The 11,557-nt window shown below is 72.8% G+C and carries 8 protein-coding genes; 2 read left to right on the forward strand and 6 right to left on the reverse strand.

Annotated features, from left to right (window positions below; genetic code table 11):
• Positions 1 to 570: 570 nt before the first annotated feature.
• From AB0C66_RS04375 to mce, 5 genes are all read right to left on the reverse strand, one after another.
• Entirely contained in the window at positions 571 to 1,341 is a 771-nt protein-coding gene (locus tag AB0C66_RS04375) for an ABC transporter permease (protein ID WP_362432616.1), read from the reverse strand.
• Positions 1,342 to 1,343: 2 nt separating this feature from the next.
• Positions 1,344 to 2,315 (reverse strand): ABC transporter ATP-binding protein, encoded by a 972-nt coding sequence (locus AB0C66_RS04380; RefSeq protein ID WP_362432619.1) that lies wholly within the window; start codon positions 2,313 to 2,315, stop codon positions 1,344 to 1,346.
• 145 nt (positions 2,316 to 2,460) lie between these two features.
• Positions 2,461 to 3,396: a cellulose-binding protein gene (locus tag AB0C66_RS04385; RefSeq protein WP_362432622.1), complete on the reverse strand. Its 936-nt coding sequence runs from the start codon at positions 3,394 to 3,396 to the stop codon at positions 2,461 to 2,463.
• Positions 3,397 to 3,571: 175 nt separating this feature from the next.
• A complete protein-coding gene (scy, locus tag AB0C66_RS04390) occupies positions 3,572 to 7,573 on the reverse strand; it encodes a polarized growth protein Scy (protein ID WP_362432624.1) in 4,002 nt (1,333 codons plus the stop codon).
• 242 nt (positions 7,574 to 7,815) lie between these two features.
• A complete protein-coding gene (gene mce, locus AB0C66_RS04395) occupies positions 7,816 to 8,256 on the reverse strand; it encodes a methylmalonyl-CoA epimerase (RefSeq protein WP_362432627.1) in 441 nt (146 codons plus the stop codon).
• Between the two features lie 177 nt (positions 8,257 to 8,433).
• Between mce and AB0C66_RS04400 the strand changes: the two genes are divergently transcribed.
• Both AB0C66_RS04400 and meaB read left to right on the forward strand, forming a co-directional pair.
• Positions 8,434 to 9,615 carry an acetyl-CoA C-acetyltransferase gene (locus tag AB0C66_RS04400; protein ID WP_362433373.1) on the forward strand — a complete coding sequence of 394 codons (1,182 nt, stop codon included), beginning with the start codon at positions 8,434 to 8,436 and terminating at the stop codon, positions 9,613 to 9,615.
• An 89-nt stretch (positions 9,616 to 9,704) separates the two neighbouring features.
• Positions 9,705 to 10,664, forward strand: coding sequence for a methylmalonyl Co-A mutase-associated GTPase MeaB (meaB, locus tag AB0C66_RS04405; protein ID WP_362432629.1), 960 nt, complete (start codon positions 9,705 to 9,707; stop codon positions 10,662 to 10,664).
• A gap of 61 nt (positions 10,665 to 10,725) precedes the next feature.
• Here the strand turns inward: meaB and AB0C66_RS04410 are convergent, their stop codons facing one another.
• Entirely contained in the window at positions 10,726 to 11,454 is a 729-nt protein-coding gene (locus tag AB0C66_RS04410; protein WP_362432632.1) for a PepSY domain-containing protein, read from the reverse strand.
• Between the last annotated feature and the right edge of the window lie 103 nt (positions 11,455 to 11,557).

The raw sequence follows: 11,557 nt of genomic DNA on the forward strand, positions 1-11,557 counted from the left end.
GCTGAGCGCGGACCCCGCGCGCGGTGTGAGGGCACGCGCCTCCGACACGACGATGAGGCCCGCCGGGCGGGAGTCGGGGGTCGCGGAGGTGTTGCTGTTCTACGCGCCCCCGGGCGGCGATGAGGCCCGCCGGGCGGGGGCCGGGCGGTGTGGGGTTCGGGGCGCGGGGCCCGATGAGATCCGCCCGGCGGGGGCTATGCGTCGCGACGCTGGAGCGTGAGGTAGCCCGTGGCCAGGGCGGCGGGTGCGGCGTGCGCGGAGCTTCGTGGCGGCGGCGCTGTGGACGCGTCCCTGTGCGGCGATGAGGCCCGCCGGGCGGGGTCTGGGCGTCGCGGCGCGTGCCCGGTGCCTGCGGCGGGCACGGTGGCGGTGTCGCTGTGGGTGCCCCGGCGGGGTGATGAGGGTCTGGGCGCCGCGGGGTTCGGGCGGCGGCTGCGGCGTGCGCGAGCTTCGCGGTGCGCGGGCGGCAGGTATGCCGTCGTCGCGGCGGCGTTGCGCTTCTACGCGTCCGCGGGCGGCGATGAGGCCCGCCGGGCGGCGCGGGGCCCGATGAGCCCTGCCCGGCGGGGGCTACGCGTCGCGGCGTTTGAGCAGGAGGTAGCCCGTGGCCAGGGCGGCGGCGACCCAGAGGCACATGATGGTGAAGCCGCCCCACGGGCCGTAGGGGGCGCTCTCGCCGTCCGGGACCACGCGCATGATGTGCTGGCCCGCCTGGTCCGGCAGATATGCGCCGAACTTCCGGGTCACGTCCACATTGGCCAGGATGTTCGAGATCAGGAAGAAGAACGGCATCAGCACGCCCAGCGACAGCAGCGGGCTGCGCAGCATCGTGGCGACGGCCATCGAGAACACGGTGATGAGCGTCATGTAGAGGCCGCCGCCGAGGACCGCGCGCAGCACCCCCGGGTCGCCCAGTGACGCCCGGTACTGGCCCAGCAGGCTCTGGCCGGTGGCGAAGGCGGCGAAGCTGGTGAGCATGCCGACCGCCAGGGCGAGCAGCGCCGCCACGGTGACCTTGGCGGTGAAGAGCACTCCGCGGCGCGGTACGGCCGCGAGCGAGGTGCGGATCATTCCGGTGGCGTACTCGCCGGAGACCACCAGCACTCCGAAGACGATCATCGCGAGCTGCCCGAGCCCGGTTCCGGCGAAGCTCACGAAGGTCGGGTCGAAGACCCGTTTGTCATGGGGGGACAGATGGGCGAAGTCATGCCGGACCAGTGCGCTGATGAGCGCTCCGAGCGCGATCGTGACCAGCGCGGCCACACCCAGCGTCCACGCTGTGGAGCGCACCGAGCGGATCTTGGTCCACTCGGAGCGCAGTACCCGGGTCACCACCGTCATCGTCAGGACTCCTTCCGTGACCGCTCGGCGGCGCGCCAGGCGGCGGCCGGGGTGGGCTCGTCGGCGCCCGCGGGATGCGCGTGGTACTCCACCGCTCCGGCGGTCAGCCGCATGAACGCCTCCTCCAGGGACGCCCGCTGTCGGCTCAGCTCATGCAGCACCAGCCGGTGGTCGGCCATCAGCTGGCCCAGCCGGACCGGGTCGCCGTCGTCCACCTCCACCGAACCGTCGGAGCCGGGCACCGCCGCGATACCGCCCGCGGCCAGGACATCGCGCAGCCGCTGCTGTTCGGGCGAGCGCAGCCGGACATAGGAACGTGAATGTTCGGTGATGAAATCGGACATCGAGGTATCGGCGAGAAGTCGTCCCTGACCGATGACCACCAAATGATCGGCGGTAAGCGCCATTTCGCTCATGAGATGACTTGAAACGAACACCGTCCGGCCCTGGCCCGCCAGATCCCGCATCAGGTTCCGGATCCAGTGGATGCCCTCCGGATCCAGTCCGTTGACCGGCTCGTCGAACATCAGAATCGACGGATCACCCAGCATCGCGGCCGCGATGCCAAGTCGCTGGCTCATTCCCAGGGAAAAACCCTTGGAGCGTTTACGGGCGACCGAACCGAGACCGACGAGGTCCAGCACCTCCGGGACCCGGGCGGGCGGTACGCCGTTGCTCTGGGCGAGGCACAGCAGATGGTGGAAGGCGCTGCGGCCGCCGTGCACGGCCTTGGCGTCGAGAAGGGCGCCGACGTGCCGCAGCGGGTCCGTCAGCCGCTCGTACGGCCGCCCGTCGATCCTGACCCGGCCGGATGTCGGATGGTCAAGACCCAGCACCATCCGCATGGTGGTGGACTTGCCCGCCCCGTTGGGACCGAGGAAACCGGTGACCTTACCGGGCCGGACGGTGAAGGAGAGACCGTCCACGGCCAGCGTGTCGCCGTAAGCCTTGCTCAGCCCCTCGATCTCGATCATGCGGCCACGCTAAGCGCGGCCCCTGACCCCCGCCACCGGGCCGCCGCCCGCCGGGGGAGCGGCCGCGGTCACCGGGGCGGACATGCGCGTGCCCCGCGCCGCACGGTGCGGCACGGGGCAGGGAGCGCTCCGGGATGACCGAGTGTCACCGGGTCTGCTGCGCGGGGACGCCACGGCTGACCGTCTCGTCCTCCGGCGTACCGGCGGCGGCCACCGCCGCGCCGGTCAGCGTGGCCAGCATCTCGCGGACGTTGGTCAGCTGGGCGTTGATGCTGTCGCGGCGGTTGGTGAGGGCCGCCAGCTCACGCTCGGACTCGCTGCGGATCCGGTCCGCCTTGGCGTTGGCGTCGGCCACGATGTCCTCGGCCTGGCGCTGCGCGGTCTCCACCGTCTGGCGGGCCCGGCGCTCCGCGTCGGTGCGCAGCTTCTCGGCCTCGAGCCGCAGCTGCTCGGCGCGGTGCTCGATCTCCGCGAGCCGCTTCTCGGCCTTGGCCTGACGGGAGGCCAGGTCGCGCTCGGACTGCTCGCGGCGCTTGGCCAGGTTCGTCTCGAAGTCGGCGGCGGCCTGCGCGGCCTTGGCGCGGGTCTCCTCGAAGAGGGAGTCCGCCTCCTCGCGCTTGGACTGGGCGTCCTTCTGCGCCTCCTGGCGCAGGGTGGAGGCCTCGCCCTTCGCCTTCTCGACGATACGCGCGCCCTCGTCCTCGGCCTTCGCCTTGCGCTCGGCGGCGAACGTCTCGGCGTCGTTGCGCACCTGCTGGGCCGCCGACTCGGCGAGCTCACGGTGCTGTTCGGCGGCCCGGCGGGCCTCCTCGCGCAGATCCTTGGCCTCCTCCTCGGCGAGACGGAGGATCTTCTCGACCCGGGCGCCGAGTCCGGCGTAGGACGGCTCCGCGTCGTTGATCTGGGCCTGAGCGTTCTGCGTCTCGAGGTGCAGCTCCTCGATGCGCTTTTCCAGGGAGGTGATACGGGCCAGTGCACTGTCACGGTCGGCGACGAGCTTGGTAATGCGGTCGTCCACCTGACCGCGGTCGTATCCACGCCGCACGAGCTCGAAGCCGAAGGGGGAGGAAGTGTCGCTCATGGGGTTCCTGTCAGAAAGAGACCGGTGAGGTGATAGAGGGAATCCTAGGGGGCCGAGCGGCGTGTCATCGAGTCAACGACTGTTTGATCTGGAGAATGTCCAGCCTTTTGAGTGGCAGTAAGTCCCAACGCTTGTCACTCGTCGGGATGATTCGGACACAACACGGCGTGTGCCGCTAGCCGTCGGAACGTTTTCCGCCCGGTCTGGTCGCACCCGCACCTGCCGCCGTCTTGACTCCGCCGTTCTCCTTGCCCCCCGCGCCGCCCGACGCGGGGGTCTCGAAGGACTCCAACGCCTCCAGCACGTCCTGGACACGGGAGATCTCCGCGTTGATGTCCTCGCGGCGCCGCTTGAGCAACTCCAGCTCCCGCTTGCCCTCGTCCACGATCTCCGTCGCCTCGGCCGTGGCCTCGGCCCGGACCCGCTCCGCGTCCCGCGTCGCGTCGGCCTTCCGCTGCTCGGCCTCCTTCAGCAGGCCCTCGGCCTTCCGCACCGCCGCGATCCGCACCCGGCTGGCCTCGCTGTTGGCGTCCGACACCAGCGACTTGGCCTTCTCCTCGGCCTTCATCAGCTGTGCGGTGGCCGCCGCGACCAGCTTGTCCACCCGTTCGCCGGTGGACTTCATCTGCTCGGCGGATTCCCGGCGGGCCCGCGAGTGCAACTCCTCGACCTCGGTCTCGGTCCGCGACCGCAGCTCCTCGGCGCGCTCCCGGATCGCGGTCGCGTCGCCCCGGGCCTCGCCCAGCATCACATCCGCGTCCGTACGGGCCTTCTCCACCAGCCCGTTGCCCTCCTCGGTGGCCTCCGCGATCAGCCGGTCGGCCTCCTGGCGGGCCACGCCCACCATGGTGTCCGCCTGCTCCTCCGCCGCGGTCGCCGTCCGCAGCGCGGCCTCCCGCGCCTCCGCGGTGAGCCGCTCGGCCTCCGCGGTGGACTCGGTGACCAGCCGGTCCGCCTGCTCCGCCGCGTCCGAACGGCGCTTGTTGGCGTCCTCGCGCGCCCGGTCGACCAACCGGTCCGCCTCGGCCTGTGCCTCGGCCCGGATCCGCTCGGCCTCCGCCGCCGCGTCGGCCGCGATCCGGTCCGCCTCCGCCCGGGTGCGCTCGGCGTGCCGCTGGGCCGAGCCGACGGTCTCCGCCGCCTCGGTGCGCAGCCGTTCGGCCTCCGCGGTGGCCTCCGCGAGCAGCCGCTCCGCCTCGCTCGAGGCCTCGCCCACCAGCCGGTCGGCCTGGGCCGCGGCCTCCGAGCGGATGTTGTTGGCGTCGCCGCGGGCCTGGGCCCGGGTACGCGCCGCGTCCTGCTCCGCGGTGGCCCGCGCGTCCGACGCCTCGGTGCGCATCGCCTGGGAGCGGGCCGTGGCCTCGGCCACCAGCCGCTGCGCCTCGTCGGTGGCGCCTGCCACCAGGGTGTCGGCCTGTTCCGCGGCCTCCGCACGGGTCTTGTGGGCCGAACGGCGCGCCTCGTCGAGCGTCTCATTGGCCTCGGCGCGCAGCCGCTCGGACTCATGGGTGGCCTCGGTGAGCAGCCGGTCGGCCTGCTCGGCCGCCTCCGTACGGCGCCGCCCGGCGTCCTCGCGGGCCTCGGTGGTCAGCCGCTCGGACTCGGCGATCGCCTCCGAAACCGTACGCTCCGCCATCGACTTGGCGGCCTCGGTCTCCTCCTGCGCCTCCCGCCGCAGCCGGGTCGCGTCCTGCGAGGCGCGCTCCCGCTCCGCGTAGGCGTCCGCGCGGACCCGGTCGACCTCCTCCTGCGCCTCGGTACGGCTGCGCTCCGCCGCGTGCTCGGCGGCCGTACGCAGCCCGGTGATCTCGGCCTCGGCCTGCTCGTGCAGCCCCGTGACCGAGTCCCGCACCTGCTGCGCGGTCTGCTCGGCCGTGGCCACCATGTCCGACGAGCGCTGCTCGGCCTCCTCGACCACCCGCTGCGCCTCGGTCTGCGCCTCGGAGACCCGGTTGCGGGCCGCCGTCAGCAGCTCCTCGCTCTGCTCATGCGCCCGGGTCCGCTCGGACTGCGCCTCCTCCCGGGCGTCGGTCAGCAGCTCCTCGGCCTCACGGCGGCGGCGCGCCGCCTCCTCCTGGGCCGCGGCCAGCGCCTCCGCCGCCTCCGTGCCGATCCGCTCGGCGGCGGCGGTGGCCTCCCCGCGCACCCGGTCGGCCGTCTCCTGGGCCTCCCCGCGCAGCCGTTCGGCCTCCGCGGCGGCCTCACCGCGCAGCCGCACCGCCACCGACTCGGCCTCGGCGCGCGCGTTCGACGCGTCGGCCGCGGCCTCCTCGCGCAGCCGGTCCGCCTCGTCCTCGGCCTGCTGGCGCAGGGCGTTGAGCCGCTCGGCGGACTCCCCGCGCTGCCGCTCGATCTCCTCGGCCGTCTCCCGGCGCAGCCGCTCCGCCTCGGTGCGCGCCTCGCCGAGCGCCTCCTCGGCGGAGCCGAGCCGCTGCTCGGCCTCCTGGTGCAGCCGGGTCAGCTCGGTCTCGGCGTCGGCCCGGCGGTCCTGCGCGGCCCGCTCGGCCTCCTCGCGCAGCTCCTCGGCCGCGCTGTCGGCCTCGACCCGGATCTCCTCGGCCCGCTCCTCGGCCGAGGTCACCAGCTCCTCCGCCTCGCCCCGGGCCCGCTTCAGCAGCTCGTCGGCCTGGCGGCGCAGCGCGTTGGCCCGCTCGATCGCCTCGGTGCGGACCCGCTCGCTCTCGCTGGTCGCGCCCGAACGCGTCTCCTCCGCGTCCTGCTTGGCCTTGGTCAGCAGCTCCTCGGCGGTGCTGGCCGACTCCTCGATCTGCTGGACCGCCTCACGGCGCGCCTCGGCGCGGATCCGCTCGCCCTCGGCCACCGCCTCGGACCGCAGCTGCTCGGCCTCGCCGCGCAGCCGTCGCGCCTCCTCCTGGAGCTCGACGGTCTTGGCGCGGTACTCCTTGGTGTCGTCCTTGGCCGCGCCCTTGAGCTCCTCGACGGTGTCCTGCGCCTCCGTGCGCAGCCGGTCCGCCTCGGCCTCGGCCTCGTGGCGGATCCGCTCCGCCTCCTCGGCGGCCGCCTTGGTGGTGGCCTGGGCCGTCTCCGAGGCGCGGGTCAGCACGTCCTCGGCGCTCCGGGCGGCCTTGGCCAGCTGGGCGGCGGAGTCCTCGGCGGCGCGGGCGCGGGCGTCGTCCCCGGCCTCCGAGACCATCCGGTCGGCCTCGGCGCGGGCGTCCTCCCGCAGCTGCTCGGCCTCCGCCCGCAGCGCCTCGGCCTCCTTGGTGGCCTCGCCGACCAGCCGGGCGACCTCCGCCCTGGCGGTACGGGTGCGCTGCTCGTTGTCCGACTCGGCGGCCGAAAGCCGCTTGGCCGCCGCGTCCTTGGCCTCGTTGAGAAGCTTCTCGGCCTCGGCGCGCGCCTCGCGCAGCGCCGTCTCCGCCTCCTGCATCCGCTGCTCGGCGGTGCGGGTCTGCTCGGCGGCGAGCCGGCGGGCCTCGTCCGACTCGGTGGTGGCCCCGGCCCGCAGCTGCTCGGCGTGGTCGGTGGCCTCCTGGGCCTGCGCCCCGGCCGCGTTGAGCAGCCGCTCGGCGTCGGTACGGGCCCGGCGCAGGATCGACTCGGCCTCGGTACGGGCGGACTCCGCCTCCGAACCGAGCCGCTGACGGGCCTGTTCGGCCAGCCGCTGGGCCTCCGCGCGGGCGGCCGACAGCGCGTGCTCGGCCTCGGCGCGGGACTCCTCCAGCAGCCGACGGGCCTGGTCCTCACTGCGGGCGCGCAGTTGCTCGGCCCAGGCGACGTTCTCGTTGACGTGCGACTCGACGGTGGCGCGGCGCTCGGCGAGCTCCTGGTCCAGCCGCTGGCGGCGGCCCACCGCCTCGGCGTGCAGCTCGGCTTCGAGCCGGGCCTGCCGCTCGGCCTGCTCCTGGAGCAGCCGCTGGGTCTGGGCACGGGTCTCGCGCAGCTCGCGCTCGGCGTCCGCGCGCAGTTGGTCGGCCTGGACCTGCGCATTGCGCAGCAACTGTTCTGCCTGGTAGCCGAGGTTGGCGCTGTCGTAGGCAGGACGGGTCGCCAGAGTGCGGCGCGCCTCGTGCAGCTTGGCGCGCAGCACCTCGACTTGGTAGCCGAGGTCGTCGGCGTGCTGGACGGCCTTCTCCCGCTCGGTCTTCAGCCGCTCCATCTCGGCCTCGAACTTCGAGAGCTGATCGTCAGGCTCGTAGCGGTCGTAGCCCCGCACTGCGCGGTCCCATCCGTCCCCTGGTCGCGTTGGCGGCCGGCTCCCTACCTCGCGGTCCCTCGCGGTTCCTCGTGGTCACGGCCCGGCGACTGCTGTGCCGGACGGTGCGGAGCTGGCCCTTCCGAAGAAATGGTGTCAGATCATCGGCAAAGCCCGGGCCGGACCCCGATCCCTTCCGATTCCCGTACCCCGGCCGAGCCTGCACTCTACCGGCCGGGGAAGGGGTAGGTCAGTGGTCCGCTTCAGTGGTCCGCTTCGGACGGGGACGCGGCGGTGACCAGTTCGGTCAGCACCCCATGGCAGTCCTTGGGGTGCAGGAAGGTGATCCGGGAGTCCATGGAGCCGCGGCGGGGCTCCTCGTAGAGGACCCGCACGCCCTTGCCGCGGATCTCCTCGGAGTCGGTGTCGACGTCGGCGGTGCCGAAGGCGATGTGGTGGACGCCCTCGCCGTTCTTGGCCAGCCACTTGCCGACCGCCGAGTCCTCCCTGGTCGGCTCCAGGAGCTGGAGGTAGGAGGCCCCGCCGTCCGAGGTCTCGTTGATCTTGAGCATGGCCTCGCGTACGCCCTGCTCCTCGTTGACCTCGGAGTGGAACACCTCGAAGCCGTACGTGGCACGGTAGAACTCGACGGTTTTGTCCAGGTCGAAGCAGGCGATCCCGATGTGGTCGATTCTCGTCAGCATGGGACCAGTGCACCGCTCCGCGTGGTGGTTACGCAACGTGCGCGCGATCACACTGATGGGCCGGTGACCGCGCGGGTAACCGGTCAGTACATTGACGATAACCCTCGTTAACTTCCTTCGTCTCGTGAAGGGGCCCACCACATGACTGCACCATCGACCGGTAACGCCACCACCTCCGTGATCGTGGCGGGTGCCCGTACACCCATGGGACGGCTGCTCGGCAGCCTGCGCTCGTTCTCCGGTGCCGACCTGGGGGGCATCGCCATCAAGGCGGCGCTGGACCGGGCCGGGGTCGGCGGTGACCAGGTGCAGTACGTGATCATGGGGCAGGTCCTCCAGGCGGGCGCCGGCCAGATCCCGGCCCGGCAGGCGGCCGTGAAGGCCGGTATCCCGATGAGCGTGCCCGCCCTCACCGTCAACAAGGTCTGCCTCTCCGGCCTCGACGCCATCGCCCTGGCCGACCAGCTCATCCGGGCGGGTGAGTTCGACGTGGTGGTCGCGGGCGGTCAGGAGTCCATGACCAACGCCCCGCATCTGCTCCCCAAGTCGCGGGAGGGCCACAAGTACGGCGCCATCGAGATGCTCGACGCGATGGCGCACGACGGGCTCACCGACGCCTTCGAGAACATCGCCATGGGCGAGTCCACCGAGAAGCACAACACCCGGCTGGGCATCCTCCGCCCCGAGCAGGACGAGATCGCCGCCCGCTCCCACCAGCGGGCCGCCGCCGCCCAGAAGAACGGCCTGTTCGACGCCGAGATCACCCCCGTGGAGATCCCGCAGCGCAAGGGCGAGCCGGTCGTCTTCGCCAAGGACGAGGGCATCCGCGGCGAGACCACCGCCGAGTCCCTGGGCAAGCTGCGCCCCGCGTTCACCAAGGACGGCACCATCACCGCCGGAACCTCCTCGCAGATCTCCGACGGCGCCGCCGCGGTCGTGGTGATGAGCAAGGCCAAGGCGGAGGAGCTCGGTCTGGAGTGGATCGCCGAGATCGGCGCCCACGGCAATGTGGCCGGACCCGACAACTCCCTCCAGTCGCAGCCGTCCAACGCCATCGCCCACGCGCTGGGCAAGGACGGGCTGACCGTCGGTGACCTCGACCTGATCGAGATCAACGAGGCGTTCGCCGCGGTCGCGGTGCAGTCAATGAAGGATCTGGGCGTTTCGTCCGAAAAGGTGAACGTGAACGGCGGCGCCATCGCCCTCGGACATCCGATCGGCATGTCCGGCGCCCGGATCGTGCTGCACCTGGCGCTGGAGCTGCGCCGGCGCGGCGGCGGTACCGGCGCCGCGGCGCTGTGCGGCGGTGGCGGCCAGGGAGACGCGCTGATCATCCGGGTGCCCGGAAAGAAGGCGTGACCCCGGCGGTCGCCGGTGAGTGGTTCTGAACGGCGCCGGTCCATCGATCCGGCGGTATGGCGGTACGAGCGTTGAGGAGCGCGGCCCCCATGAGTGATGTGCCCACCCTGGTGGAGCAGGCCCGGCAGGGGCGGCCGCGCGCCGTCGCCCGGCTGATCTCGCTGATCGAGGGCGATTCGCCGCAGCTGCGCGAGGTGATGGCGGCGCTGGCTCCCCTGGCCGGGGGCGCCTATGTGGTGGGACTGACCGGCTCCCCGGGGGTCGGCAAGTCCACCTCGACCTCCGGGCTCGTCTCCGCCTACCGCCGGATCGGCAAGCGGGTGGGGGTCCTCGCGGTGGACCCCTCCTCGCCGTTCTCCGGCGGGGCGCTGCTCGGCGACCGGGTCCGGATGTCCGAGCACGCCTCGGACCCCGGCGTCTACATCCGCTCCATGGCCACCCGCGGCCATCTGGGCGGACTGGCCTGGGCCGCGCCGCAGGCCATCCGGGTGCTCGACGCCGCCGGATGCGATGTGGTGCTGGTCGAGACGGTGGGCGTCGGCCAGTCCGAGGTCGAGATCGCCGCCCAGGCCGACACCAGCGTGGTGCTGCTCGCGCCGGGGATGGGCGACGGGATCCAGGCGGCCAAGGCCGGGATCCTGGAGATCGGCGATGTGTATGTGGTCAACAAGGCCGACCGGGACGGCGCCGACGCCACCGCCCGCGAGCTCAACCACATGCTGGGCCTGGGCGAGGCGCGGGCGGCGGGTGACTGGCGGCCGCCGATCGTGAAGACGGTGGCGGCGCGCGCCGAGGGCATCGACGAGGTCGTCGAGGCGCTGGAGAAGCACCGGGCCTGGATGGAGGAGCACGGTGTGCTGGCCGAGCGCCGGATGCGGCGGGCGGCCGGTGAGGTCGAGACGATCGCGGTGACCGCGCTGCGCGCGCGCATCGGCGATCTGCACGGCGACCGGCGCCTGGGCGCGCTGGCGGAACGGGTCGTGGCCGGAGAGCTGGACCCGTACTCGGCGGCCGATGAACTGGTGGCGGGAGTCACCGAAGGGTCGTAACGCGCAGACGCGGAGGCGGGCCCCGGAGTGCGGGGCCCGCCTCGTAAATGCCTCCGGACGGTCAGTCGTCGTCGCGGTCGTCCGCCTTGTCGTCGTCGGACGCGGTCTGCGCGACCTTGCCGGTCTGCGCGTCGACGGTCAGCTCGCGCTCCTTGTGGTTCTTCACGACCTCGACCTCCCACGCGGCCGCGCGGTCGTCGTCGATGCCGACGGAGGTCACGGTGGAGCCGCCCGCCGCGGCCTTGCGGGCCGCCTCGACGGCGCTCACGTCGGCCTTCTTCAGGGCGGCGCGCTCAGCGGCGTCGTCGGAGTCGGCGGCCTCTTCGCGGTCCACGCGCTGGTTCAGCACCTTGCCGCTGGTGGCGTCGACGCCGACCTCGTGCCACTTTCCGTCCTTGCCCAGGATCTCCGCGTCCCAGGCGGTGGTGCGGGCGTCGTCGTCCAGGTCGATGGAGGACAGCGTGCCCGGTGCGGCCTTCAGGGCCGTGGCCGCCGCGTCGGACAGCGTCACCCGGGCCTTCCCGGCCGACTCGGCGTCGCGGCCGCCGTTGTCGTCGGCGTCGTCCCGGTCCTTCGCGTCGTCCCGGCCATCGGCGTCGTCCGTGTCATTGGCGTCGTCGGCGTCGTCGCGGTCGTCGGCCTGGAAGGCCGCCATCTTCGCGGAGTTCTGCGCCGCACCGGCGGACGAGGACTGCGCGCCGCCCGTCCCGCCGTCCGCCAGGGCGACGGCCGAACCGCCGCCGATCAGGGCGGCCGCGGCGACGGTGGCGATGACGATGTTGCGCTTCATGAGGGTTTCCTCCCCGGTGTGCTGTTCGGACGTTCACCACCTTCACCGAGGGATGCTGAAGCTGAGCTGAAGCCACCTGAAGAGATCTTCAGCTTGGCTTTGG

This window comes from Streptomyces sp. NPDC048636, from assembly GCF_040650655.1.
Classification (GTDB): domain Bacteria; phylum Actinomycetota; class Actinomycetes; order Streptomycetales; family Streptomycetaceae; genus Streptomyces.